The organism is Virgisporangium aurantiacum, from assembly GCF_016863635.1.
GTDB lineage: Bacteria > Actinomycetota > Actinomycetes > Mycobacteriales > Micromonosporaceae > Virgisporangium > Virgisporangium aurantiacum.
This window is the reverse complement of record NZ_BOPG01000037.1, coordinates 214,767-240,287: the sequence shown is the minus strand read 5'-3', so window position 1 is coordinate 240,287 and position 25,521 is coordinate 214,767. Positions and strand designations below refer to the sequence as shown.

Annotated in this window: 23 protein-coding genes and 1 tRNA gene; 8 read left to right on the top strand and 16 right to left on the bottom strand. The window is 71.9% G+C overall.

All coding sequences use genetic code 11. From position 1 onward, the window contains the following. Positions 1-918, top strand: a 918-nt coding sequence (locus Vau01_RS30765; protein WP_203999740.1) for a phytanoyl-CoA dioxygenase family protein, incomplete at its 5' end; no start/stop codon positions are given. Here Vau01_RS30765 and Vau01_RS30760 read toward each other — a convergent pair. After that, on the bottom strand, positions 896-1,315 hold the full coding sequence (locus tag Vau01_RS30760) for an SRPBCC domain-containing protein (RefSeq protein ID WP_203999737.1): 420 nt from the start codon (positions 1,313-1,315) through the stop codon (positions 896-898). The genes Vau01_RS30765 and Vau01_RS30760 overlap by 23 nt on opposite strands. After that, positions 1,312-1,713, bottom strand: a complete 402-nt coding sequence (locus Vau01_RS30755; RefSeq protein ID WP_203999732.1) for a RidA family protein — start codon at positions 1,711-1,713, stop codon at positions 1,312-1,314. The genes Vau01_RS30760 and Vau01_RS30755 overlap by 4 nt, the downstream gene beginning before the upstream one ends. Positions 1,714-1,776: 63 nt before the next feature. Here Vau01_RS30755 and Vau01_RS30750 point away from each other — a divergent pair, with 63 nt between their 5' ends. Next, complete coding sequence (locus Vau01_RS30750) at positions 1,777-2,763, top strand: helix-turn-helix transcriptional regulator (RefSeq protein ID WP_203999730.1); 987 nt, start codon at positions 1,777-1,779, stop codon at positions 2,761-2,763. Here the strand turns inward: Vau01_RS30750 and Vau01_RS30745 are convergent. After that, positions 2,721-3,461, bottom strand: coding sequence for a VOC family protein (locus tag Vau01_RS30745; RefSeq protein ID WP_203999728.1), 741 nt, complete (start codon positions 3,459-3,461; stop codon positions 2,721-2,723). The two genes, Vau01_RS30750 and Vau01_RS30745, sit on opposite strands and share 43 nt — an antisense overlap. A 54-nt stretch (positions 3,462-3,515) precedes the next feature. Here Vau01_RS30745 and Vau01_RS30740 point away from each other — a divergent pair. Then, positions 3,516-3,593 (top strand) — tRNA-Gly (locus tag Vau01_RS30740). An 884-nt stretch (positions 3,594-4,477) separates the two neighbouring features. On the opposite strand, the gene Vau01_RS30735 is transcribed toward Vau01_RS30740, so the two are convergent. Next, positions 4,478-5,029 carry a helix-turn-helix domain-containing protein gene (locus Vau01_RS30735; RefSeq protein WP_203999726.1) on the bottom strand — a complete coding sequence of 184 codons (552 nt, stop codon included), beginning with the start codon at positions 5,027-5,029 and terminating at the stop codon, positions 4,478-4,480. Positions 5,030-5,183: 154 nt separating this feature from the next. Here Vau01_RS30735 and ligA point away from each other — a divergent pair, with 154 nt between their 5' ends. Next, positions 5,184-7,322: an NAD-dependent DNA ligase LigA gene (ligA, locus tag Vau01_RS30730; RefSeq protein WP_203999724.1), complete on the top strand. Its 2,139-nt coding sequence runs from the start codon at positions 5,184-5,186 to the stop codon at positions 7,320-7,322. A gap of 93 nt (positions 7,323-7,415) precedes the next feature. Here the strand turns inward: ligA and Vau01_RS30725 are convergent, their stop codons facing one another. Both Vau01_RS30725 and Vau01_RS30720 read right to left on the bottom strand, forming a co-directional pair. Next, complete coding sequence (locus Vau01_RS30725) at positions 7,416-9,686, bottom strand: peroxidase family protein (RefSeq protein ID WP_203999722.1); 2,271 nt, start codon at positions 9,684-9,686, stop codon at positions 7,416-7,418. 294 nt (positions 9,687-9,980) lie between these two features. Further along, positions 9,981-10,208 carry a TM2 domain-containing protein gene (locus tag Vau01_RS30720; RefSeq protein WP_203999720.1) on the bottom strand — a complete coding sequence of 76 codons (228 nt, stop codon included), beginning with the start codon at positions 10,206-10,208 and terminating at the stop codon, positions 9,981-9,983. A 135-nt stretch (positions 10,209-10,343) separates the two neighbouring features. Between Vau01_RS30720 and Vau01_RS30715 the strand changes: the two genes are divergently transcribed. Next, positions 10,344-14,120 (top strand): DUF4082 domain-containing protein, encoded by a 3,777-nt coding sequence (locus Vau01_RS30715; protein ID WP_203999718.1) that lies wholly within the window; start codon positions 10,344-10,346, stop codon positions 14,118-14,120. Positions 14,121-14,137: 17 nt separating this feature from the next. Here Vau01_RS30715 and Vau01_RS30710 read toward each other — a convergent pair whose 3' ends face one another. The 6 genes from Vau01_RS30710 to Vau01_RS30685 form a co-directional block, all read right to left on the bottom strand. Continuing rightward, positions 14,138-15,067 (bottom strand): cation diffusion facilitator family transporter, encoded by a 930-nt coding sequence (locus tag Vau01_RS30710; RefSeq protein WP_203999715.1) that lies wholly within the window; start codon positions 15,065-15,067, stop codon positions 14,138-14,140. Between the two features lie 90 nt (positions 15,068-15,157). After that, entirely contained in the window at positions 15,158-15,808 is a 651-nt protein-coding gene (locus tag Vau01_RS30705) for a Crp/Fnr family transcriptional regulator (RefSeq protein WP_203999712.1), read from the bottom strand. Between the two features lie 53 nt (positions 15,809-15,861). Further along, the gene (locus Vau01_RS30700; RefSeq protein ID WP_203999709.1) at positions 15,862-16,410 is read right to left on the bottom strand and encodes a DUF3307 domain-containing protein; all 549 of its coding nucleotides are present in this window, start codon (positions 16,408-16,410) and stop codon (positions 15,862-15,864) included. A gap of 133 nt (positions 16,411-16,543) precedes the next feature. Then, on the bottom strand, positions 16,544-16,909 hold the full coding sequence (locus Vau01_RS30695; RefSeq protein WP_203999707.1) for a thioredoxin family protein: 366 nt from the start codon (positions 16,907-16,909) through the stop codon (positions 16,544-16,546). Between the two features lie 47 nt (positions 16,910-16,956). Beyond that, positions 16,957-17,526: an alpha-ketoglutarate-dependent dioxygenase AlkB gene (locus Vau01_RS30690; RefSeq protein ID WP_203999705.1), complete on the bottom strand. Its 570-nt coding sequence runs from the start codon at positions 17,524-17,526 to the stop codon at positions 16,957-16,959. A gap of 9 nt (positions 17,527-17,535) precedes the next feature. Next, positions 17,536-18,576, bottom strand: coding sequence for an NAD(P)H-dependent flavin oxidoreductase (locus Vau01_RS30685; RefSeq protein ID WP_203999703.1), 1,041 nt, complete (start codon positions 18,574-18,576; stop codon positions 17,536-17,538). Positions 18,577-18,673: 97 nt separating this feature from the next. Here Vau01_RS30685 and Vau01_RS30680 point away from each other — a divergent pair, with 97 nt between their 5' ends. After that, on the top strand, positions 18,674-19,627 hold the full coding sequence (locus Vau01_RS30680) for an AraC-like ligand-binding domain-containing protein (RefSeq protein ID WP_203999702.1): 954 nt from the start codon (positions 18,674-18,676) through the stop codon (positions 19,625-19,627). Here Vau01_RS30680 and Vau01_RS30675 read toward each other — a convergent pair. Then, positions 19,570-20,226, bottom strand: a complete 657-nt coding sequence (locus Vau01_RS30675; RefSeq protein WP_203999701.1) for a helix-turn-helix transcriptional regulator — start codon at positions 20,224-20,226, stop codon at positions 19,570-19,572. The genes Vau01_RS30680 and Vau01_RS30675 overlap by 58 nt on opposite strands. 95 nt (positions 20,227-20,321) lie before the next feature. On the opposite strand from Vau01_RS30675, the gene Vau01_RS30670 reads away from it, so the two are divergent. Together Vau01_RS30670 and Vau01_RS30665 are read left to right on the top strand one after the other, a co-directional pair. Further along, entirely contained in the window at positions 20,322-20,747 is a 426-nt protein-coding gene (locus Vau01_RS30670; protein ID WP_203999700.1) for a hypothetical protein, read from the top strand. A 47-nt stretch (positions 20,748-20,794) separates the two neighbouring features. Next, complete coding sequence (locus Vau01_RS30665; RefSeq protein WP_203999699.1) at positions 20,795-21,394, top strand: hypothetical protein; 600 nt, start codon at positions 20,795-20,797, stop codon at positions 21,392-21,394. A 248-nt stretch (positions 21,395-21,642) separates the two neighbouring features. Here Vau01_RS30665 and Vau01_RS30660 read toward each other — a convergent pair whose 3' ends face one another. The 3 genes from Vau01_RS30660 to Vau01_RS30650 are packed head-to-tail and all read right to left on the bottom strand — an operon-like array spanning position 21,643 to position 25,466. Further along, positions 21,643-22,863 carry a M50 family metallopeptidase gene (locus tag Vau01_RS30660; protein WP_203999697.1) on the bottom strand — a complete coding sequence of 407 codons (1,221 nt, stop codon included), beginning with the start codon at positions 22,861-22,863 and terminating at the stop codon, positions 21,643-21,645. 18 nt (positions 22,864-22,881) lie between these two features. Then, positions 22,882-24,804, bottom strand: a complete 1,923-nt coding sequence (locus Vau01_RS30655; protein WP_203999695.1) for a hypothetical protein — start codon at positions 24,802-24,804, stop codon at positions 22,882-22,884. Next, positions 24,801-25,466 carry a leucine-rich repeat domain-containing protein gene (locus Vau01_RS30650; protein WP_203999692.1) on the bottom strand — a complete coding sequence of 222 codons (666 nt, stop codon included), beginning with the start codon at positions 25,464-25,466 and terminating at the stop codon, positions 24,801-24,803. The genes Vau01_RS30655 and Vau01_RS30650 overlap by 4 nt, the downstream gene beginning before the upstream one ends. Between the last annotated feature and the right edge of the window lie 55 nt (positions 25,467-25,521).

The window sequence follows — 25,521 nt, the reverse complement described above, 5'->3', positions numbered from 1 at the left end:
GGGCCGATGGACCTCGACGACGCCGTACGGGCCTGGCACACCGACGGATTCGCGATCCTGTCGGGATTCATACCCGCCGATGAGCTGGCGCCGGCGGTGGCCGACCTGGGCACGATGTTCCCGTCTCCCGAGGGCTTCCACGACGGCACCGATCCGCGCCGCGACCGCTTCGTCGGCGACGAGTTCGACGGCATCGACAGCTTCCCGTTCGCCAGCGTCGAGGTGAGCCTGCTCGCGGTGCACCCGCGCGTGACCGCTCTCGCCGAGGCCCTGCTGGGCGAACGCGACCTGCACCTCTACGGCGCCGAGGCGTGGGCCAAGTACACCGGCGCCAACGACTACGACCAGGACCTGCACCGCGACTACCTCAACCACACCGTGCTGGTGCCCACCACCACGCCGGGCTGCGGGCAGGTGGAGATGTTCGTGTTCCTCACCGACGTGCCGGAGACGCTCGGCCCGCCGCACCTGGTGCCGCGCGGGCACACCGCGCACCTCCCACCGGTCCCGAACTGGTTCCTGCGTCCGGGCGCGACCGCGACCGGCCGGTTCCTGGCCACCGGCGGCAACGAGGACCTGTACGCGGCCGAGGTCTCCGGCGCCGGCCCGGCCGGAACGGTGATCGCGTTCGATCCCGGCACGGTGCACCGCGGCACGCAGCTCACCGAGCCGCGCGGCGCGCGGTACAGCATGCAGCTGTGCTTCCGGCCGGCCGGCGTCCAGTGGGCGCACCGGGTGGGGTGGGCCACGAAGAGCTTCGACGCCGAGTGGTTCGACTTCGTGGGCCGGGCCACCCCGCGTCAACTGGAACTGCTCGGGTTCCCGCCACCCGGCCATCCATATTGGACGGACGAGACGCGCGCCGGCATGGCCCTGCGCTACCCCGGCCTCGACCTCACGTACTGGCGAGACCGCTGACGACCGCGTTGACCACCGACTGCCAGTGGGCGCGCTGGTGCTCGCGTTCGGCGGCGTTCGACAGCCGCTCCTGGTGGACGCCCAGCCGGGCCCGGCCGTCGCCGGCCGGCGTCACGCTCAACTGCAGCGTGGTGTCGTGGTCCCAGTCGGGCGGCTGCCAGGTGAGCCGGATCCGCCGGTGCCGGGTGAAGCTCCGCGTCTCGCCGCGCACGCCGTCGGCGGTCTCGTAGCCGACGCCCGGCTCGGGCGACACGGTGACGCCGTCGCCGAGCCAGATCGCCGTTCCGGCCGGGGAGGTCAGGAACGCCCACAGGTCCTCGACGGAGCGGTCGACGGTCTTCGACACGCCGATCTGCCAGCCGGCGTCTCTGGTCCGGCCGACCTCCGCCCGTCTCATGACGACGCGGCTATGGCCGCGACGGCGCTCACCTCGACCAGCGCACCCGGCACGCCCAGCCGCGTGACCTGCGCGGCCACCACCAGCGGCGTGGCGCCTTCCAGGCCCTCGGCCGCGGCCGGGTACGCCGCGGTGACGTCGACGCTGTCGACCAGCAGAACGTTCACCATCACCAGATCATCGACGGTGGCGCCGGCCGCCGCCAGCGCGGTGCGGACGTTCGCCATCACCTGCCGGACCTGCGCGGCGACGTCGCCCTCGCCGACCAGCGTGCCGTCGCCCGTGACGGCGTTCTGGCCGCCGACGTAGACCGTGGTCAGGCCCGGCGGAACGACCGCGACGTGGGTGAACGCCGGTGACTGTACGAGCCCTTCGGGGCGGAGCAGTGTCTTCGTCATGAGTCCCAGCCTGCCCCCTTACCCGGACAGGTTCTGTCAGGGTATCTGTGCGATCTTTGGTTCATGAGCACCGTCGCGCGCCGGTTGGAGATCCTGGCCCTGCTGCAGGCCCACCCGGGCATCTCCGCCACCGGGCTGGCCGAGCGGCTCGGCGTCACCGAGCGCACGGCCCGGCGCGACGTCGCCCACCTGCGCGAACTCGGCTACCACATCGAGGGCGAGGCCGGCCGGCTCGGCGGCTACCGGCTGGGCCCGGGCCGCGAGATGCCGCCGCTGCTGCTCGACGCCGACGAGGTCGCCGCCGTCGCGGTCGGGCTGCGCACGGTCGCGGTCACCGGCCTGGAGGCCGCCGCGGTGACCGCGTTCGCGAAGCTCACGCGCGTCGTGCCGGCGAAATGGCGGACCCGGCTGAGCGCGCTCGCCGACGTGCAGGCGCCGCCCGACCGGTCGGCGCGGCGGGCCGGCAGCGACGTACTGGTGCCGCTGGCCCTGGCCTGCCGGGCCGGCGAGGGGGTGCGGATCCGGCACCGGCGCAACGGCACCGGCCCGGCCCGGACCGTGGAGGTGCAGCCGCACCGGCTGGTGACGGTGCGGCGGCGGTGGTACCTGGTCGCGTGCCCGCGCGACGCCGCGCGGTGGCTGGTGTACGGGGTCGACCGGATCGATTCCGTGCAGCCGCTGGGCGTCCCGTTGGCGGCCCCCGGGCCGCCCGCCGACGCGGTGGCGTTCGTGACCGGGTCACTGGCGCACGGGCCGTGGCGGCACCGGGTGCGGGTCCGGGTGTTCACGTCGGGCGACCTGGTGCGCGAACTGGTCGACCCGAGCGTCGCCACGGTCGTCGACGACGGCGACGTGTGCGAACTCCACTTCGGCGCCGACGACCTGGACTGGGCCGCGCGCTGGCTCGTCTACCTGAACCTGGACGTCGACGTGGTCGAGCCGGCGGAGTTGGTGGACCGGTTGCGGTCGTTGGGCGGCTGGCTGGTGGACCGCTATCCGACCAGCCGCTATCCGACCAGCTCGGCGGATCCCGGGTCGGTGAGGCAGTAGGGCCGCCCGGCGGGGTCGGCCAGCGTGATCCAGCGCGGGAACGTCGCCACGATCCGCGCGCCGGCCGCGACGTGCCGGTCGGCCAACGCGGCCCGGTCCTCGGCGGAAAAATCCAGGTGACCCGTGACAGCGCCGCCGCCGTCCACCAACCGCTGGAACAGCAACCGCACCGGCATCCCGTTCGGCCCCGCGAAGCGGAACTCCGGCAGCGAGCCGGCGCGCACCTCCCACCCGGTGAGCGAACCCCAGAACGCGCACTCCGCCTCGTACCGGTCCGGCGGCACGTCGAGGCACAACTGGTCGAGCCGGCTCAGCCCCGCCCCGTCGAACCGGACGGCGTTCGGCACGGTCGTCTCGCCGTCCCACCGCACCAGGCAGAACGGGAACCCGCCGGGGCTGTCGAACACGACGAGCCCGTCTTCCCGGAACCGCTCCCGCGCGCCGAGGTCCGCGGCCCGGGCGCCGGCGTCGTCGAGGTCGTCGACGTGCAGGTCGAGGTGGCAACCCCCGTCGCCCGACCGGACCCGCTGCACCCGCAGGTGGGCATCGCCGTGCGCCGGCACGAGCGTCACGAACGCCCCGTCGGGCCCCCGCCGCGCCGACGGCGACGTGCCCGTCACCGCGAGCCAGAACCGTTCCGCCTCGTCGCTCTTCCCGCCGCCCAGGTCGACGAAGACGGTCAACCACCGGATCGTCACGCCCCTGAACCTACCCGGCACAGCACATCCGCGGTGGCGGCTAGCATGGCCGGCGGCGGGCGTAGCGCAGAGGTCGTCGCGCCGGGACTCCCTTTCCCGGAGGACGTCGGTTCGAATCCGGCCGTTCCGCCACGTCGACGGGGGCGGGTGTGAGCGGGCGGGTGCTGCGGCGGTACGACCTCACCGCCACCGTCGTGCGCGGGGCGACCGAGCGCCGGCTCGCCGGCGACTGGCGGGGGGCCTGCGCGGCCGCCCGGATCGACGTCGACCCCCGGGTCGTCGCCCGTGCCCGCGCGGTACCCGAGCTCGCCGACGACCTGCGCCACCTCGCGCCCGAGCTGATCCGCTGGCACGTGCTCGGCACCGACCTGGAGGTGCCGCGCTGGCGGGTGCCCGAGCTGGCCCGGTACCCCGGCGGCGTCGCGCTCGTCGTCACGACGCGGCACGGGGCCGGCGGGCCGGCGGGCCTCACGCTGACGATCGCCGACCCGCCGCGGCCGGACCTCCGGCCGTTCGCCCGCTGTTTCTGGGACGCCCGGCACGCCGGCGAGCTGCCCGCGGTCCTCGATCGCGGCGGCCGTCCCTGGTACCTGAACGCGGTGGCCGCCGGTGAGCTCGCACCGGCGGCCCTGCCCCCGCTGGTGCGTACCGCGCTGTTCCCGGACCGCCCCGACGAGCCGTACGCGCCGGCGCCCGGCATCGGGGTGCCGGACCGGATCCACGTCCAGTGCCGCGGCCGGCACTACGTCGGGTGGCGCGACGGCGCCCTCCGCCTGCTGTCGCACGACCCGGAGGACGAGCGGCGCGAACAGGTTCTGCAGGCGCTCGGCGGGCCGGTGATCGGCTGCTTCCGGGTGCGGCGGGCCTGGGAACGCCGCGTCGGGCGGCTGCCCGACCGGATGCGGGCGGTCGCCCGGCACATGTTCCTGGCGGCGTCCCACGGCGACCTCGCGGAGCTCACCCGGCTGCTCGACGCGGGCGTCGACCCGCGCGGCGTCCGCGGCCCGCAGCAGCAGTCACTGCTGCACCTCGCCGACCAGATCGCGGACGCCGAGCTGATCCAGCGCCTGCTGCACGCCGGCCTCGATCCCAGCTGGACCGACAACCGCGGTCGCCGCGCGCGGGACACCGACTGGCTCTCCGGGCGCCGGCGGGGTTAGCCGTTCGCCGGCGGCCAGCGCCGCGAGCGCCGCCCGCAGCAGGTCTGCCGGCCGCCCGGCCGTGTCGGGTGCTGCGTGCCCCCGTACGGTCACGCAGAACTCCCGGTCGGACGTCCACTGGACGGTGACGGCGCCGCTCACGTGCGTCACCCCGCTTTCACCGACCGGGCCCGGCGCCGGCGGACGGCCCAGATAGGTGGCGACCGCCGCGGTTTCGAAGCGCTCCCGGTCGGCGCCGGCGAGCGCGAGCCCGTCGGCGAGCCGCCGGACGGTGCCCGGCCGCGGCGCGCGGACGCTGCCGACCTCCAGGTTCCGGATGCTCCGGGCGGTGATCCCGGCGCGCCGCGCGAGGTCCTCCTGCGACAACGCGCGGCGGCGGCGGTGGCTGTACAACAACTGCGAGAACATGCTGGCGGATCCCCCCGGACTGGACAGCATCGGCGGAAATGAGTTTTCCGTGCCGCGCCTGCACGGTCCTTGCAGAACTCTTAATCGGCGCAAACCGTTCCTGTCGTACCGGGCTTCTAGGATCTGGGTATTCCGACAGCGTTTGGGGGAACTCATGTCTTCGGTGCCACCCGCCGAGGTCGATCCGGTCGTGGATGCGCGGCTCGCCGAGCCGTTTCCCGACGAGGCCGGATACCGCGATGCCGTCGCCGCGATCCGGTCGGCCGCCGAGGCGTACTACGCCGGCACCGACCTGGTGATCGACGACGCGGCGTACGACGCGCTGGTGGCCCGGGTGGCCGCCACCGAGGCGGCCCGTCCCGAGTGGACGGTGGAGGCGTCGCCGACCGTCACGGTGGCGGCCGGTGCGGCGGGGGGCGACGTCCCGCACAGCACGCCGATGCTGAGCCTCGACAACGTCTTCGACGACGACGGGCTGCGCGGCTGGGCGGGCCGGCTGGAGAAACTGCTGGGCCGGCCGGTCGGCGGGTTCACGGTCGAGCCGAAGATCGACGGGATGGCCGTGTCGGCCCGGTACGTCGACGGACGGCTCGACCGGCTGGTCACCCGGGGCGACGGCCTCGCCGGTGAAGACGTCACGCCGCAGTCGCGGCTGGTCGCCGGGCTGCCGGTCATGATGGCCGAGCCGGTCACCGTCGAGGTGCGCGGCGAGGTGTTCATGACCGAGGCCGACTTCGAACGGGCCAACGAGCTTCGCACCGGGCACGGCGAGCCGCCGTTCGCCAACCCGCGCAGCGGCGCCGCCGGCACCCTGCGCGCGCAGGACCGGAAGTACGACGCACCGCTGAGCTTCTTCGCGTACAGCGTCCAGGACCTGCCCGCCGCCGAGCACGACAGCCACAGCGGGGCGATGGCCCGCGTCACCGCGCTGGGGCTGGCCACCACCGGCGGGTCCACCGCCGGAATGGCCCGCTGCGAGTCGGTCGACGAGGTGGTGGCCGCGGTGCGGTCGCTGGGCGCGCGCCGGGGCGAGCTCGGGTTCGCGGTCGACGGTGCGGTGGTCAAGGCCGACAAGGCCGACGACCGCAACCAGGCGGGCTCGTCGAGCCGGGCGCCCCGCTGGGCGATCGCGTTCAAATTCCCGGCCGACACCCGCACCACCATCCTTGAGGGCATCGAGGTGCAGGTCGGCCGCACCGGCGTCATCACACCGGTGGCGGTGCTGGCGCCGGTGCAGGTGGGCGGCGTCGTGGTCACGTCGGCGACACTGCACAACTTCGGCGACCTGGTACGGCGCGACGTGCGGGTCGGCGACACCGTGTTCGTGCGGCGGGCCGGCGACGTCATCCCCGAGATCACCGGTGCGCAGCACGACGCGCGTCCCGCCGACGCGGTGCCGTTCGAGCCGCCCACGGTGTGCCCGCGCTGCGGCGGCGACATCGACACGTCACAGAAGCGCTGGCGCTGCCTGCGCGGCCGGGCGTGCGGCGCCGCCGAGGCGCTGGGCTACTTCGCGGCCCGCGACAGCATGGACATCGAGGGCCTCGGCGACACCATCATCCGCGGCCTGGTCGCCCGCGGCCTCGTCGTCGACCCCGCCGACCTGTACGACCTCGACGTCGAGACGCTGGAGCAGCTCGACCGGCTCGGCCGCACGTCCGCCACCAAGCTCGTCGACAACATCCGGGCGAGCAAGGAGAAGCCGCTCTCGCGGGTGCTCACCGGTCTCGGCGTACGGATGACCGGCCGGTCGATGTCGCGCCGGCTGGCCCGGCACTTCGCCACCATGCAGAACCTGCTCGCCGCCGACATCGAGGCGCTGCAACAGGTCGAAGGCGTCGGCCCGGAGCGGGCCACGGTCATCGCGGCGGAACTGGTCGAGCTGGCACCGGTCGTCGCGAAGCTCATCGCGCGCGGCGTCAACATGGTCGAGCCCGGCGCCACTCCCCCGGCCGCGCCCGGCGCCGCGCCGGCCACGGATTCCGGTGCGGATTCCGGTGCCGCGCTTCCGTTGCGGCGGCCCGACGGCACGCCGATGACCGTCGTGGTCACGGGGTCGGTGCCGGGGCTCACCCGCAACGAGGGCAACGAGGCGGTCGAGGAGCTGGGCGGCAAGTCGTCCGGATCGGTGTCGAAGAAGACGGATCTGGTCGTGGTCGGCGACGGTGCGGGCACCAAGGCGGCGAAGGCCGAGGAACTCGGCCTGCGCATCCTGCCGTCCGACGAGTTCGCCAAGCTGCTGGCCGCCCACCGGGCCGGCGACGCCGACGCGGTCGCCACGATTCTGGCCTGAACGATTCTGGGCTGAGGACTCACAGCGGCAGACCTGGGCCGGTGGTGGGCGCCCGCCTGCACCCACCACCGGCCCAGGGGCCGCCACCCCGGATCAGGTCGTCGCGCACCGCCGGCCGTTGGCGGTGGCGCCCACCGGTCGGGCATTCACGGCGTTGTCCCACGTGGCGAGGAACCCCACGTCGTTCACCGAGCCGCCCGGCGGGATCGTGCGGTTCCAGTCGGCATTGCGGATCGTCACCAACGTCCCGTTCTGGGTCACCACTCCGTTCCACAGCTGGGTGATGCGTTGTCCGGACGGCATCCGGTACTGCACCGACCACCCGTTGAGCGGCGTGCTGCCGGTGTTGGTGATCGTGTGGCTGAGCTGGTAGCCGCCGTTCCACTGGCTGTTCAGAACGCTCGTCACCGTGCAGGTCGTCGGCGGGAGGTCGGCGTCCGGGATGATGAAGACGTTGTTGTTCATCTCGTCGGCCTCGGCGTCGGAGTTGGCGACGATGATGTCCTTGAGCGACAGCCGGAAGTCCACGCCGAACTGCGACCTGATCTGGTCGAGCGCCGACGCCTGGTTCCCGAAGAAGAACCGGTCGCCGTCGCGCAGGGCGGTGAACTGGCGCATCCAGATCGCGCTCTGCAGTTCGCCGAGTTCGCTGCCGGGCAGCCGCGGCTCGGCGATGATCCCGGTGAACGCGTCGACGTTGTTGACGTTGCCGTAGATCGCCCGCAACCGGGCGGCGACCGTCGAGCGGCGCACCTGGTCGGTGGCGTTCGCCTCGACGGCGTCCTCGTCGGCGAGGTCGATCGGGGTGCCGTCGACGTCGGAGAGGGCGACCACGTCGAGGCTGTTCGGGTTGTCGACGCCGCTGCCGGCCGGGAACTGGTCGGTCGACTCACCGGTGATCGCGGTGAACGAATTCCGCGCCGGCAGCCCGTACGCCTGCCGCAACTGGTTGTAGCTCGGCAGGCCGTGGTCGAGCGCCCGCACGATGTCGATGGCGCCGAGGTCCGTGACGCCGCGGAAGCACTGCACCTGCTCGGGCACGTCGGCCCGGCACGCCGGGTCGCTGCCCGGCCGCGGCACCTGGAACAGCACACTGCGCAGCGCGTTGGCGAACTGCTCGTCGTTGCGGTACTGGCGTTCGGCGCCGATCCCCTGCAGCAGTGGGCCGAGTTGCAACGCCGGTACGAGCTGCGGGTTGAAGAACGCCACGTTCAGCATGACGGCCAGCTCGACGGTGGGGCCGTCCACCACGACCTCGATGCCCTGCGCCCGGAAGTTGTCGAGCGTCGCCTGGCTGTACCGGTTGACGTTCGTCTCGATCTCCGTCTCCGAGTGGATCATGCTGTGCATCCGGTACCCGGCGGCGGCGAACTCGTTGCTGAGGGCCGCGTTGACGTTCGACTTGTAGCCGGTGTACGCGGGCATGTTCAGGCCCACTGCCGGCAGGAACTCGTTGTAGGTGATGTACTGCTGCTCGGCCATGACCACGCGCCGCGCAACCTGGAACTTCTCCTCGGCGGTCAGCGTGTTCGGCAGCCGGGAGACGATGCGGTTGTGCTCGCGGGCGAACAGCGTGTGCGTCGCCGTCAGGTTGATGTTCTCGTTCGACCGCACGTCCCCGGCGACGGTGCCGACGCTGGGGTTGGCCCGCAGCACGCCGTCGACGTCGAACACCGGCGCGTTCGCCGGGTTCCCCCGCGCGGCCGCGGTCGGCAGGTAGCCGCCGGGCAGCATGAGCGTCGCGTCGTTGTTGGTGGGATTGCCGTCCAGCGATCCGCCGCGGATCCAGTCGAGACGGGCGTTGGTGTTGCCGTACACCGCGGCCGCGTTCAGGTACGAACTCTCGGTGTTGACCTGCTGGCGCACGTTCGTGACGCCGGTGCCGGGCGCCGCCGCCGAGCGGTTCAGCGCGATGACGCCGAAGTCGTTGGTGTAGTCCTCCATCGGGTCGGCCGCGTTGAACGGGATGTTGAACGGCTCCGAGGAGTCCAACCGGAGACCGAACGTGTGGTCGAGGAACTGGCCCCACGTCCACACCCAGCCGGTCGTTCCGCGTCCGGAGAAGATGTTGATGTTGCTGTCACCGAAGACGCGGTTGCTGATGTACCGGGCGTTCGGTCCGGTCACCACCCCGCTCCGGCCGTCGGTGTACCTGGCGGCGGCCACCCGGGTGTAGTTCTGCCCGGACCGGCCCCAGTTGGGGTTGGCCGTGTTGTTCCCGGACCCGTCGAGGCTGGGCACCTCGAAGAACAGGGCGGCGTGCGCGGTGGGCGCGCTGGTGAGCACGGTCGCGGCCGCGACGAGCACGGTGACCGACGCGGCCAGCAACGGCCGGCGCCACCGGCTTGGACGATGTGGACCCATGTCGCCTCCAAGGCGAGGGCTGTGGCCGTCCCGTGGCAACCGGTGGTTTCGACGGTGTGCGACGGGCGCGCTCGGCACTGACACAGCGGGAAAGGGAGGTCGAAGCCGGCGCGGGTCGTCCCCGCGTCACGATCGGCTCTTGCCGCTATGCTCTGTCGCCCTTCGACGCCCGTCAATTAAAGCTTTCCCTTGGGGGGGCCTTGCCGCAGCCCGGAAAAGGGGCTGTCGCGGGCCTCCGGGGCCCGCGACAGCGGTCTCACAGCAGCAGCCCCACGTCAGCGGGGCCCGACGGCGTCAGCGCGCGAGCGCGTTGCCGTCCTTGTCGGCGAACTTGCCGACCAGGATCATGATCAGGTCGATCAGCACCCAGAGGCCGAGGCCGCCGAAGGTGAGAATCTGGAGGATGCCGGTGCCGATCTTGCCGGCGTAGAAGCGGTGCGCGCCGAGCATGCCGAGGAACAGGCACAGCACCAGCGCGACCACCCAGGACTTCTGGCCGGTCTGCGTAGCTGTCGTGGTCATGACGGTCCCCTTTGGACGGTTGTCGATTTCGTTGTGGCAAACCGGCGCAGGCTATGAGGAACCACCACACGATCACCACACGGAACGGCGGACCCCGCCACGTCCCGGTCGCACGGGGTCACTACTATCCCGCGCGTGATCCCGTTATCCGGTGTCGGCCGGTCCCGTCGCGGCCGGCACGCCCTGATTCCGTCCGCAATCCCACGAATCCGGCCGTTCCTGCACGCGCTGCGGACCCCGCGGAACCGGCGCCGGATCATCACGGCGCTCGCCGTCTGGTGGCTGCTGGTCGCCGGCGTCGTGGCCGGCGTGCCCGCGTCGGCGGAGGAGGCGTGCACCGGCAACGCGATCGCGTGCGAGAACCGGGCCGACGGCGTCGAGCCGGAGGTGTGGGACGACATCTACGGCGGGGGCGACTGGGAACTCCAGGGGTTCACCACCGACATCAGCGTCAACAGGGGCGGCCGGGTCGACTTCAAGATCTCGACGGTCGCCACGTCGTACCGCATCGACATCTACCGGATGGGCTGGTACGACGGCAAGGGCGCCCGCAAGATGGACACGGTCGAGCCCGACGCGGCGATCGCCCGCGGCAACCTCGAGGACCAGTGCATCACCAACGAGGACACGGAGATCTTCGACTGCGGTCCGTGGCAGGTGTCGGCGTCGTGGCAGGTGCCGGCCACCGCCACGTCAGGCGTCTACGTGGCGAAGCTCGTCCGCACCGACGGCGAGGTCGGCAAGAGTCACATGATCTTCGTCGTCCGCGACGACACCAGCACCTCGGACCTGTTCTTCCAGACGTCCGACGCCACGTGGCAGGCGTACAACGACTACGGCGGCTCGAACTACTACTGGGGCGGTCCGCAGGGCCGGGCGCTGAAGGTCTCCTACAACCGGCCGTTCGGCACCCGCCAGGTCGGCAACGGCCGCGACTGGTTCTTCAGCAACGAGTACCCGATGATCCGGTTCCTCGAGCGCAACGGGTACGACATCAGCTACACCACCGACGTCGACTCCGACCGGCGCGGCAACCTGATCCGCAACCACCGCACGTTCCTGTCGGTGGGGCACGACGAGTACTGGTCGGCGCAGCAGCGCTCCAATGTGGAGGCCGCCCGCGACGCCGGCGTAAACCTGGCCTTCTTCACCGGCAACGAGGTGTACTGGAAGACGCGCTGGGAGGCCAGCACCGACGGCTCGAACACCCCGTACCGCACGCTGGTCTGCTACAAGGAGACCTGGGCGAACAAGAAGCTCGACGAGTCCACCGCCGAGTGGACGGGCACCTGGCGCGACCCGCGGTTCAGCCCGCCGTCCGACGGCGGCCGGCCGGAGAACGCGTTGGTCGGCAACCTCTACATGTCCAACAACACCGACCTCGCCATGCAGGTGCCGGCCGAGCAGGGCCGGAACCGCTTCTGGCGCAACACGTCCGTCGCCGAACTCGGTGACGGCGAGGTCGCGACGCTGGCGCCGCACACCGTCGGGTACGAGTCCAACGAGGACCCCGACAACGGCTTCCGGCCGCCGGGCCTGATCCGGCTGTCGACCACCACCGGCCCGTCCCCGGAGTACCTGCGCGACTTCGGCTCCGTCACCTCCGCCGGCACCACCACCCACCACATGACGATGTACCGGGCCGCCAGCGGCGCGCTGGTGTTCGGCGCCGGCACGATCCAGTGGGCGTGGGGGCTCGACGAGGAGCACGACGGCGTGCGGTCGCCGGCCGACCCGGCGATGCAGCAGGCCACCGTCAACCTGCTGGCCGACATGGGCGCGCAGCCCACCACGCTGATGGGCGACCTCGACGCGGCCGCCATGTCCACCGACTTCACCGCGCCGTCGGTCACGATCGCGTCGCCGGCCAACGGCGCGTCGGTCGCGAACGGCGCCGCCGTCACCGTCACCGGAACCGCGGTCGACGCGGGCAGCGGCCGGGTGGCCGGCATCGAGGTCTCCACCGACGGCGGCACGTCGTGGCACCCCGCTGTGATCTCGGCGGGCGGCACGTCGCCGTGGAGCTACACGTTCCACAGCAACGGGCCCGGCAGCCAGGTCGTGAAGGTGCGCGCGATCGACGACAGCGGCAACATCGGGCAGACGCCGTCCACCGTCGGCCTGACGCTCACCGGCCCCAGCACGCTGTTCGGCCAACGGGTTCCGGCCGTGCCGGCGACCGACGACGCCGGCGCGGTGACGCTCGGCGTGCGGTTCGTGCCGCAGAACGACGGCACCATCACCGGCGTGCGGTTCTACAAGGGCGCCGGCAACACCGGCACGCACACCGGCCAGGTGTGGTCGGCCAGCGGGGAGGTGCTGCGCACCGGCACGTTCGGCGGCGAGTCCGCGAACGGCTGGCAGACGCTGACGTTCAGCCAGCCATTGCCGGTCACCGCGGGCACCACCTACATCGCGTCCTATTTCGCGCCGAACGGCCGCTACTCCGCCGACGACCGCTTCTTCAGCAGCCGCGACCACGTCGCCGCGCCGCTCGTCGCCCCGCGCGGAAAGACCTCCGGCGGCAACGGGTTGTACCGCTTCGGCGCCGGCTTCCCGGCCGAGGTCTCCCCCACCGACGCCAACTACTACGTCGACGTGATGTTCGTCGACGGCGGGGCCGCGGCGCCGTCCGTACTCACCACCACACCGGCCGCCGGCGCCATCGGGGTCGCTGTCGATGCCCGCGTCAGCGCACTGTTTTCGCGGCCGGTCGCGGCCGCGTCCGTCCAATTCGAGGTGACGGACACAGCCGGCTCGCCCGTTCCCGGGGCGACCGCGTACGACCCCCCGAGTCGTATCGCGACGTTCACCCCGGCCGCCGCCCTGGCGTTCGGGCAGACCTACACCGTGCGGCTCGCGGCCACCGGCGCCACCGGCACGCCGATGGCCGAACCCGCGACGTTCACGTTCACCACGTCCGAGCACGAGAACGTGTCGACGCTGTTCGCACCCGGCGACCTGCCCGACGTCGCCTCGTCGGGCGATGCCGGCGGCATCACGCTGGGCGTCCGGTTCACGCCGACGGTCGACGGCACGGTCGTCGGGGTCCGCTACTACCAGGGCCCGGGCAACACCGGCCCGCACACCGGCACGCTGTACTCGGCGGGCGGCGACGAACTGGCCACGGCGAACTTCCCCGCGAGCAACGGCTCCGGCTGGCAGAGCGTGGAGTTCGCCACGCCCGTCGAGGTGACGGCCGGCACGACCTACGTGGTGGCGTACTGGGCGCCGAACGGCAACTACGCCGTCAGCCAGAACTTCTTCGCCACCGGCTGGACCAACACCGACGGCGCCCTCACCGCTCCCGCCGGCACCAACGGCGTGTACGTGTACGGCTCCGACGCCTTCCCCACGTCCAGCTACAACGCCACCAACTACTGGGTCGACCCGATGTTCGTCGCGGCCGGCGACCCACCGGGCCCGCCGACCCCGCCCAGCCCGCCGCCCGGCGCGAAGACCCTGTTCGAGCCCGGCGACACGCCCGCGGTGTCGAACTGGGCCGACGGCTCCCAGATCGAGCTGGGCGTGCGGTTCAGCTCGTCGGTGGCCGGCGAGGTGGCCGGGGTCCGCTTCTACAAGGGCAGTCAGAACACCGGCAGCCACACGGGTTCCCTGTGGTCACCGACCGGCGAAAGGATGGCCACCGGCACGTTCGTCGAATCGGCGGACGGGTGGCAGACCCTGCTGTTCGTCGAACCCGTGGCCATCGACGCCGACACCACGTACACGGTCTCCTACCACACCGCCGTGGGCCACTACTCCCTGACCGTCGACGGCTACGCCACGCCGGTGTCGAGCCCGCCGCTGACCGCGGCCACCTCCGTGTACCGGTACGGACCCGGCGGCGAGGCACCGACCACGACGTCCTCGAACAACTACTGGGTGGACGTGGTCTTCCTGGAGTCCTGAGCCCCCGCGGGCGGGCGTCAGTGGTGGGTGGCGAACTCGTGGTCGGCGTGGCCGGCGGGTTCCAGCTGGAACGTGGAGTGCTCCACGTCGAAGTGGCCGGCCAGGCATGCCTGCAGCGCGTCGAGCAGTTGCGGGGCGTGACCGTCGTGGAAGCAGGAGCCGTCGACCACCACGTGCGCCGTCAGCACGGGCAGGCCCGACGTCACCGTGTGCACGTGGAGATCGTGGACGCCCTGCACGTGGTCGAGCCCGATGATGTGGGAGCGGATCTCCGCCAGGTCGACGCCCGGCGGCGCCGCCTCCAGCAGCACGTGCACCGCCTCGCGCAGGAGGCGCACCGCGCGGGGGGCCACCACCAGCCCGATCAGGATGGAGACCACCGCGTCGGCGCGGGAGAAGCCGGTCAGCGCGATCACGGCCGCCGCCACCAGGACGCCCACCGACGTCAGCGTGTCGGTGGCCACCTCGAGGAAGGCGCCGCGCAGGTTGAGGCTCGCCGACCGGGCCCGGTACAGCAGCGCCACGCCCACCAGGTTGCCGACCAGGCCGATGACCGCGAAGACGGCCATCCCACCGGGCTCGACGTCGACCGGGTCGAACATCCGGCGCACGCCCTCGACGAGGATGTACACGCCCATCCCGGCCAGCACGAGCCCGTTGACGGTCGCCGCCAGGATCTCGGCCCGCGCCCAGCCGAACGTGCGACTCCCCGACGCGGGACGCGCGGCCAGCAGCGCCGCGCCGAGCGCCAGTGCCACCCCGCCCGCGTCGGCCAGCACGTGCCCGGCGTCGGCGAGCAGCGCGAGGCTGCCGGTGACGAACGCACCGACGACCTCGACGACGAAGATCACCGCTGACACGCCCGCGACCGCGGCCAGCACCCGGCGGTGCCGCCCGGTGGCCGTCACGCCGTGCCCGTGGCCGTGCCCGTCATGGCCGTGACCCATCCCGCCCTCCCCCCACTGAGCCGTCCCGAGTAGTGCACACATGCGCATACTAATATATGTCCGTGACCGGGCGACGGGTTCGCCGCCAATTCACGATAGGACGCGCAGGGCCTCCACGTCGCGGACGACCAGCCTCCGGTACCGGGTTCCGACCACCTCGCGGACGCGCAACTCCGTCAACGCCCGGTGCAGGCTCGGCTCCGACGCGCCGATCAGCGACGCCAGCTCCGGCTGGCTCAGCGGAACGTCGATCCACGTCCCCTCCGGGCAGCGGCGCCCGTACGTCTCGACCAGGTACGTCAGCACCAGCGCCAACCGGACCCCGACCGGCGCGCCCGTCATCAGCAACCGGTGCCGCGTCGCCCGGCGCAGTTTGTCGAGCACGGCGGCCTCCACGGCCCGGGCGGCGTCCGGACGGTCGCGCAGGTAGGCGAGGAACGCCTGCCGGGTGACGACGCGGGCCACCAGCCGGGTGATCGCCACCACGGACGCCGACCGCGGCTCGTGGTCGAGCGCGGCGAACTCGCCGACGAGGTCTCCGGATCCGCGGATCGACAGGAGCACCGTGCGTCCGTCGACGGTGTTGCCGATCACCTTGCCGTAGCCGTCGAGGAGCAGGAACGTGTCGGTGTTGGTCGACCCCTCCGTGATCAGCACCGCACCGGGCCCGAACGCGCGCTGGCTGCCGAGCCCGAGCAGCGCCGCCCGGTCGTCGTCGGTGAGGGTGCTCAGCAACGGCATCGCGTCACCCGGTCGTCGTTCCCGAGGTCGCCCACCAGCGGCATCGCGTCACCTCAACCGTGCACGGGTGCCGCGGACCGCGGGTACTCCGCGGCGCCCAGCCACCGCTCCGCCGCCAACGCCGCCGCGATCAGCGCGACCGCTCCGGCCGCCACCGCCAGGATGCCGACGCCGCCGATCGCCGCCCCCAGCACGCTCGCGACCAGCAACGCACCCATATGCAGCGACTGGTCGATCAGGTACGGACCCTCCCGCCAGTCGTGACAGCCCTTGGCGCGGATCAGCCGCCGCACGAGCCACCGCCGGTCGATCACCGCGTGCGTGCTCGCCGACACCAGCAACGCCGCCGCCGCACCGACCGGACCCAGCGGCGACACGACCCAGACCACCGCGAGCGCGACCGCCTGCGTGCCGGTGTAGCTCGCGACGTGCTTCAGGCACGCCGCCCACCCCGCCCACGGCGACACACCGGCCGCGAGTTGTTCCGCGCTCGGCGCGCCCTTGGTCGCCGCGACGGCGTTGGTCTGCACCACATGGTCGCCGATCTGGTGACCCGCATAGAGCGCGACGAACGTGATGGCGGCCGTGGCTGCGGTCGACATGAAGGCTCCTCGGATAGGTGGTCTTTCGCAGTTGACCACACATCCGGGCGGCAGATGTCATCGTGCGATGGGAACGTCGGATGGTTGACGTCACCCCGGCGCGGGGCCGTTCGGCGTGCTTGTCGCGCCCGGCCTACCGGGCCCGGCGGAGGGCCGCCAGAACCTGGTCGACCTCGTGGGCCTGATGCACGCCGGCCTGCCGGTACACCATCTCTCCGCCGTACACCGCCATCAGCGTCGGGATCGAGGTGATCTCCATGACCGCGGACAGTTCCTTCTCGACGCTCGTGTCGACCTTGCCGAACACGACGTCGGGGTGACGCTGGCTGGACCGCTGGAAGATCGGCATGAACGTGCGCGACGCCGGACACCAGTCGGCCGAGAAGTTGACGACGAACCTGCCGCCCTGCGACACCAGACGCTGAAAGTCGGCGAACGTCAGATCGATCGCGCCGACCGACGCACCGCGCCCGAGCACTCCACCCCGTAGTTCAGCCACGGATCGACGGTACCAAGTGCGAGCCGCACCGGGTATCTCGACCGACGTCACGGCTCCCGCACCACCGTGCGGAACGTCACCGAGACCCGGCGCCCCCGTTGCACCCGGCCGAACGGCCCCGGATCGCTCTTCCGGGCGACGATCGCGTGCTTCCACGTGTACCGCGACGGGCCGGTCATCACGCTGAGGCTGCCCGGCGCGAGCGGGACACCGACCCGGGTGGCGCCGTCGGGCGCGATGAAGTCCATGACGCAGGACGAGCCCAGGCTGATCGCCGCCACGGCCGGGCCGAAGCACGGCACGCAGTCGACGTGCGCGCTGATGCCTTGCCCCGGCTCGTACTCGTTGACGATCACCTGATCGGCCGGCTCGGCGGTGTACCCCTCGGTGTGCAGCCGTTCGGCCAGTTCGGCCGCCCACGCCGGGACCGGTGCCGCGACCCGGTCGCCCGCACCGCCCGCGACCGACCGCCGTCCGTAGTCGTACCGGTGCCCGTAGTGCTGCACCCGCCGGCGTAACTCGGCCGACCAGGGCGCGGCGTCTACGCTCGCCAGCACCGCGCGCTGGGCGGCCTCGGACAGCCAGTTCGGGAGGTAGTGGAGACCCGGGACATCCATGCCGTCAAATCAAACACATGGGTACGACAAACTGTCCCCGCTCCCGACGAACCGGCCGAGGAGCGCCCGCGCGTCCCCGGTCATCGATTCGACCACGGCCGCGGCGGGCTCGATCGCGGTGACCAGCCCGACGCCCTGGCCGGCGAGCAGCGCCATCTCCTCGAGGTCGCCCGTGGTGGCACCGCGCATCGGCACGAGATTCGAGAAACGGCGCATTTCGACCCTCGTCCCGCCCAGGTCGGTGTAGCCGATCACGGGCTGGTCGGGTCCGATCTCCGCCAGCCGGTCGTGCCACTCGGTGACGACCCGGTTCCGGAGCACCCGCGTCGGGTTGAAGGCGGGGTTCTCCGGGCCGAAGATCCCGGTGAGGGCGGTCGCGGTCGCCGACGCCGCCACCAGCCGCTGCTTGTACCCGTCGTGCGCCAGCGACTCGGTGGTGGCCACGAACCGCGTGCCGACCCACACCCCGTCGGCACCGAGCATGAGCGCCGCGGCGAGCCCGCGGCCGTCGGCGACGCCGCCCGAGGCGAGCACCGGTGTCGGCGCCACCGCGTCGACCACGACCGGCACCAGGGCGAACGTCGGCAGCGTCGCGTAGTTGTGACCGCCCGCCTCCTGCCCCTGCGCCACGATCACGTCGACGCCGTCGTCGGCCGCGCGTCGTGCGTCCACTGTGGACCCGACCTGTTCGAAGACCCGGACCCCGGCCGCGTGCAGCCGGTCGATCCAGGCCCGCGGCGGGTGTCCCCAGTGGAACGAGACGACGGCGACGCCGGCCGCGCAGGCGACCGCGACATGGTCCACAGTGGCCAGTGGCGTGATCAGGTTGACGTTGAACGGCTTCGCCGTGCGCGACCGCACCGCGGCGACGAGATCGGCGAGGGCCGGCGCGGGCATCAACCCGACGCCGACCGCACCGAGCGCGCCCGCCTCGCTGACCGCGACCGCGAGATCTGGCGTCATTCCGACGAAGGCCATGCCGGCCTGGGCGATCGGCGTGGTGAGACCGTACGCTTCGGTGAACCGTGTGTGCAGTGTCGTCGATGTCATGCCGGCACGGTCGCAGACCGGCACGGAAAGCGAATCGCATCGGGCGCACGACGGCTTGCAGCGCGTGCAATGGTCAGTTGCCCGACAGGGGGCTGCAATGATCCGCACCTGGTCCACAGTGGACACTGAACCGCGGCGGCAGTTCGAGTACTGGCGCGAGATGATCTGCGAGGCGTTCCTCGACCTCAGCCCCGAGTCGGAGCGGCGCGACCGGTTCGCCGGAACCGTCACGCAGTGGCCCACCGGGATCGCGCGGATCGGGTCGCAGGGCCAGCGGGTGCGGCGCACCGCCCGCGACATCGCCCGCGCGCCCCGCGCCGGCTTCTACGCCAACCTCCAGGTCCGCGGCAGCAGCGTGATGCGGCAGGCCGGCCGCACCGCCGTCCTCGCGCCCGGTGACCTCGCGGTCGTCTACACCGACGAGCCGTTCGAGTTCGAGTTCGGCACCGACTTCACCCAGCTGTCGCTGTTCGTCCCCGGTCTCCTGCTGCCCGGCCGGGTGCCCACCGCCACCCGCGTCGGCACCGTCACCGGGGCGGGCGCCGCCGCCCGGCACGCGATGACCGCGCTCGCCGGATCCCCGCTCGCGCCGGAGTCCGCGGCCCGCCTCGCGACGCTCACCGGCGGCCTCCTCGCGGTCGCGTTGACCACCGTGGAGCCCGCCGAGACGCCCGGCCGCAACCACCGCACCTACCGTGCCGCGCTGGCCGACATCGTCGAACATCTCGGCGACGACGACCTGTCCCCGCTGGCGACCGCGCGCCGGCTCGGCCTGTCGGTGCGGTCGCTGCACGGTCTGTTCGCCGGGCGCGAGCACTCGTACGCCGGCACCGTACGACGCATGCGGCTGGAGCTCGCCCTGCGCACCCTCCGCGACCCGAACCTCGCGCACCTGCGGGTCATCGACGTCGCGGCCGAGGCCGGCTTCGGCGACGTCGCGAGCTTCCATCGCGCGTTCCGGCGCGAGTTCGGCCGCACGCCGGCCAGCGTGCGTCAGCCGGTGGTGACCACCACGCAGCAGCGACCCGGTGCGGGCGCCAGCCGGGCGTGAGCGTCCACTGTGGACGGTAGGCCGCACAGCACCCCGTCGATCAGATCGAGGTTCATTCCGCAGACCAGTTCGGTGTGCGTCTGGGCGAGAGTGCCGAACGGGCAGTTGGTCAGCACGATGCCGTCGTCGCCGGCGCGCGGCTCGTAGCCGTTGTCGGCGAGCACCTGCGTCACGTCGTTTCCCTGCCCTCCCAACGTCTCCCCGTATCTTTTCGCGGCCGCGCCCAGCGCCTCCGCCACCGGCGTGCCGCCGGCCTGTGCCGCCGCGATCGCCTCGACCATGACCCGCGACGCCAGGTCGTAGCGCCGCTCCGGCAGGCTGACCGCCACGTCGCGGGCCGACCGCCGGTACAGCTTCGCGGGCCGGCCGGCGCCCGGACCGCCGCGGCCCGGCGGCCGGCGGTACTCGACGTCGAGCAGCCCGTCGGATTCGAGCCGGTCGAGGTGGAACTTGGCGACGTGGTGCGCGACCCCGACGCCGGCCGCCGCCTGCTCGCGGCTCACCGGGTCGGCCTGGGCGACCACGAACCGGTACAGCGACCGGCGCACCGGCTCACCGAGGGCCGCCACCCTCTCCACCTGCGCGTCGAAGTCCGTCACGGTGCTCCCTCCGGTCTAACAGACAGCGTAGTTGACGAAAGAGCGCCCTCCTTCTAACGTACAGATTGACTTCTTTTAGAAGGAGGACAATTGCCATGACAGCCGTAGACCCCGCCGCCCTCTCCACGCGCGAACGGCTCCGTACCGACCCGACATTCCAGGCATTCTGGTTGCTGCGCATCGGCTTCACGGTCGCGCCGATCCTGTTCGGCCTGGACAAGTTCACGAACCTGCTCACCGACTGGCCCGCCTACCTCGCCCCCCGCATCGACGACCTGGTTCCGGGCACCGCCCAGCAGGCGATGTACGCCGTCGGCGTGATCGAGATCGTGGCCGGCGTGGTGGTCCTCCTGATGCCCCGCTTCGGCGGTTACCTGGTGGCCGCCTGGCTGGCCGGCATCATCCTGAACCTGCTGCTCATCCCCGACTACTACGACATCGCGCTGCGCGACTTCGGGCTGCTGCTGGCCGCCCTGACCCTCGCCCGGCTGGCGACCGCCTTCCCCACCCGCCGACCCTGACCGAATACGCGTTGCGCGCCGGCCCGCGCGGATGGTCTGCTTCGACGATGCTCGATCCCGCCGGCCGCGAACGGTTCGCCGACCTGGCCCGAACCTCCCTCGCGGCCGGCACCACGCATGACGACCTGATCGCCGACCTGCGCCGGCGGGGCCTGGAAAAGATCGACTGCATCGTGGTCCTGCACGTCGCCACCGGCATCCCCCTCGGCGAGGCGAAGCCGCTGGTGCATTTCAGCCCCGCGTGGTCCGACCGCCGCGAGTCCGACGAGCGCTTCGAGGAGCAGGCCTGGCGCGCGGGGTTCATCTGGTGCGTCCTCGACGGCGGAGAGGTCACCGAACCGCCCGACTGGGCCGCCGACTGCCGCGCCCGCCAGCAACGGGCCACCGGGCAGCTACGGGAGATCGCCGCGGCCCTCCCGCCCGTTCCTGAGGTCCCCGACCACCTGCAGAAGGGGCGGCTGGGCGACGCCTTCGCCGCCCTGGTAGCCGCCGGCCGGAACCTCCCCGGGGACCACTGGCCGGCGCTGGCGGCCGCCGCCGACACCCTGTGCCTCACCGAACTCCTCGGCGCCGAACCGCCCGCCGAGGACCCCACCGACCCGGTGTACGCCGCCCACGTGGTCCACCAACGCGTCCGCCCCACCTGACGACCCCCGGGGTCCACAGGGACCCCACCGTCGCCGATCTTGCAGTTGTGCTCGCCGAAAAAAGGGCGAATTCCAGCGAAAGGGCGGACACAACTGCAAGATCGAGAGCCGAGAGCTGCCCTTCGGCGTCGATCTTGCAGTTGTGGTGCCTGGCTCGCCCGTATTTGGCCCTGTTTATGGGCCACCACAACTGCAAGATCGACTCGTTGGGTCGGGCACGACAGCCACCACCGCGTGGTGCCGGACTGTCAGTCGGTGATGTGGACGGGGTTGACCAGGTCGGCGGTGATGCTCAGCAGCGTGAACCCCGCGAACAACAGGATCGCCACGAACACGAGTGGCGCCAGCCGGTAGTAGTCGACCGGGCCGGGATCCGGCCGGCGGAGCCGCCCGTAGAGCCAGGACCGCGCCCGCTCGAACCACGAGATCGCGATGTGCCCGCCGTCGGCCGGGAGGACGGGGAGCAGGTTGAACATGCCGATGAAGAAGTTCAACGAGGCCAGCATGAGCAGGAACGACTGGTAGTCGCCGCGGTGGGCGAGTTCGCCGCCGATGTGGCTGGCGCCGACCATGCTCACCGGCGCTTCGGGGTCGCGTTCGTCGCCGGTGATCGTCGACCACAGGGCCGGGATCTTCGCCGGTAGGTGCAGGAGGGCGTCGAAGGTGGCGCCGAACAGGGCACCGGTCTGCCGGACGGCCAGGCCGACCGCAGCTGCCGGGCCGGCCGTGCTGGTGGGGACCTGCGGCGTGATCCCGAGCATGCCCACCCGCTCAAGGTCGGTGGTGCCCGGTCGGACCCGTTCGACCAGCGGCATCGCCACGGACGCCGTCCGCTGCTCCCCGGCCCGCTCGTAGGTCAGCGCGACCGTGCGGCCGCCCGCCTCGCGGACCGCCGCCGTCACCGCGTCCCAGCCGCGGACCGGGCGGCCGTCGATGGCGACGATGACGTCACCGGGTTGGAGGCCGGCCGACAGCGCGGCGCTGGCCGGGCTGGTGCCGGGCACGCACGGGCGCTGCTGGTCGGCCAGCCGCGGCTCGACGCACGGCGACACGGTGGCGACGCGCACCGGACCGCTCTGCAGCAGGCCCTCGTCGGGCAGCGGCGAGAACGCGAACAGGCCCCACAACACGAGGAAGCCGAGCAGGAAGTGGACGGCCACCCCGGCGCCCATCACGACGGTCCGCTTCCAGACCGGGAACCGCCACATGGCGCGCTTCTCGTCCTCGGGTGCCACCTCGTCGAGCCGGGTCATGCCGACGATCTTCACGAAGGCGCCGGCCGGGATCGCCTTGACGCCGTACTCGACGCCGCGCCGACGGAACGAGAACAGCGTCGGCCCGAACCCGATGAAGAACCGGGTGACCTTCATGCCGAACGCCCGCGCCGCCGCGGCGTGCCCGATCTCGTGCAGGGTCAGCGACAACAGGATGCCGAGGGCGAAGAGCGCCACTCCGATGCCATAGGCCACGGAATCGAGAGTAGCGGCTCAGTCCTCGTCCTCCTCGATCTCGTACAGGCGCTCCTCGATGTGACCGACGAAGTCGCCGAGGATCTTGTCCCGCGTCCACCAGGAGCGGGTGGGCAGCGTGCCCGGATCGCCGGTGGCCCGCATGACCGCGTCGAGCCACGGCGCCTGCTCGTCGACGGGCATGTCCTCCGGCTCCTCGCGGAGGTCGCGGATCATCGGGACCGGCACCGTGGCCCGATCGTGGCGCACCATCCACGAGTTGCGGAAGAAGTCGAACCGGAGGTGGTAGCAGTCGGCGGTCTCGGTGAACAGGATCGGCGGCACGAGGAAGTGCGCCGCGTCGACGGTCGCCGCCGTGTCGAGGTAGTTCTCGACCGAGCCACCGGAGTTCCAGCACGCCGCGAAGTTCAGCGGCGCGAGTTCCCGGTCGCCGGTCACGTGGATCTGGTTGCCCCGCACCACGAACTTCTCCGGGTCGAGCACCACGTCTTCGCCGAGCATCAGGATCGGCGCCGGCATGATGTGCGCCCGGGCGAACGTCTGCGCCGACGCGTAGAAGTCGATGACCTCGTCGAGCCGGGCGGCCTCGAACACCATGCCGGCGTGGAACGGGCAGCAGGTGCCGTCGCTCTCCTCGGGCTCGGGGAACAGGTGTGACTTGTCGAACGGCAGCACCGCGGGCCGATTCCGTTTGCCAGAAAGGAACTCAGGAATCCACGCCGTACCGTCCGCTGCCACGCGTTCGCTCTTACATTGGACGCGGAACGCGCTGTCGCCCAGCCGGCAGTTGAAGTAGTCGAGGAGTGTGATGGCGGCGCACTCGGCCAGCGTGAGCCCGTCGCCCTTGGCGAACCAGAAGTCGTACCCGTTCGCCACGAAGTGCACGCCGCGGAACTCCTTGTGCACAAAGGGTTCCGTGGCGTCGGACGGTTCCAGACCGGCCCAGTGCGCGGCGGCCACCTGGTTGTAGTAGGCGTCGGCGTGCGCCGCGAGTTCCGGCGCGAAGACGCTCTCGCCCGTCCAGTAGCACGCCTTGCTGAACAGCGCGGCGATCTCCGGGTCATGCTCCACTGTGGACACTTCGAAGACGAGCTCGGTGCGCAGGAACACCTTCCGGCCGTCGGTGTACGGCGCGCCCGCGTGCTCGTAGCGCTGGTCGAACACCACGCACGTGTACGGCCCGATGGTGTCGAGGGCCACGCCGGCACCGAGGTCGAGCGCCGGCGCGCCCGTGCCGCCGGTGAGGTACACGAGCACCGTGTACCTCGACACGTGGTTGCGCGCCGCGTCGTAGTACGGGGTGTCGCGGTGCCGGTGGAAGTCCGCGTCGCCGGGCTCGAACCGGTTGCAGCGGAACACCGGGTTCACGTGCGAGAAGCCGTCGAGGTCCGGCATCGCCGCCTTGACCGCCGTCGTGAGGGCGTCGGCCAGCAGCGCGGAGTGGAAGATGTACCGCTGCCCGCCCCGCGACGACGCGTTGAGCGGTGGCACGTAAAGATTCAGCGCGTCGAGGGCGTCGAGCCGCTCGCGCGCAGCGGCGGGCGCGTCGAGGGTGAAGGTGAACGCGTCGGGCGCGAGCTCCGCGCGTCCAATAAGATCAAAACCCAATGGGACGCCCGTGAATGCGCGATCGAGCGCCACGATGTTCTCGAACGTGCGGAACGACAGCTCGGTCGGATCGACGAACGCCGCCGCCAACTCCGGCGCACCCTCGCTCGGCCGGGCGAACAGGTCGCGCACGTTCGCGTCGATGCGCTCGGCGTCGACGAAGCGCAGCGCCTTGAACCGCGCGGTCGGGTGCCAGCACACGGCGAGCCCGTCGACGGTCGCGACCGGCTCGGCGTCGACGGCGTCGACCGCGGCCCGGTACGCGGCCACGTCGGCCGCCGGACTGTCCGGTGTGGACAGTTCGAAGAACCGGTCGCGGAGTTCCGTGCTCATACGCTTCTCCAGAGGCTGCGCAGGGCGGACGGGAGTTGCGGCGCGTGGGCGAGCAGTTTCGCGCCCGCGTCGCCGACGTCGGTCCGGTACAGGTTCAGCCGCGCCAGGCGGCCGATGAACGGCGTCGCCAGCAACGCCTCCGCGCCCGCGGCGCCGAGATCGTTGTAGCGGAGGTCGAGCACCTCCAGGCGCGGGAACCCGGTGAGCGCGGCGACGCCCGCGGCACCGATCCGGTTCGCCTGCAGGTGAAGGCGGCGCACGTTCCGGAACGTCGACGACGCGGCGATCGCGGTGAGGCCGGCGTCGCCGATGTAGCAGTACCTCAGGTCGAGCGTCTCGACCCGGCCCGCGCCGATGCGCTCCTCGGCGGGGTCGAGGTGCACGAACGACGCCACGGCGAGGGCCTCGGCGCCGAGCGGACCGAGGCGCAGGTAGGAGACGTCGAGGTCGACGATGCGGCTGAGGTCGAGCGACGCGATGTCGCCGATCCCCTCGGGCGGGGCCGGGTCGGCGTCCCAGTTCTCCTCGTCCCAGTCGTCGGCGTCGTCGTCGCGGGCGGGTGCCGTGATGCGCAGCGACGTGACCGCCGGGTCGCGCAGCAACCCGCCGATGGTCAACGGCGCCTCGCTGGACCACTCGACCGTGACCTTGGTGGCGTCCACGCGAAGCAAACTAGCAGCACACAGGAAACGCCCAGCCTCCGTTGTTAGGGTCGGT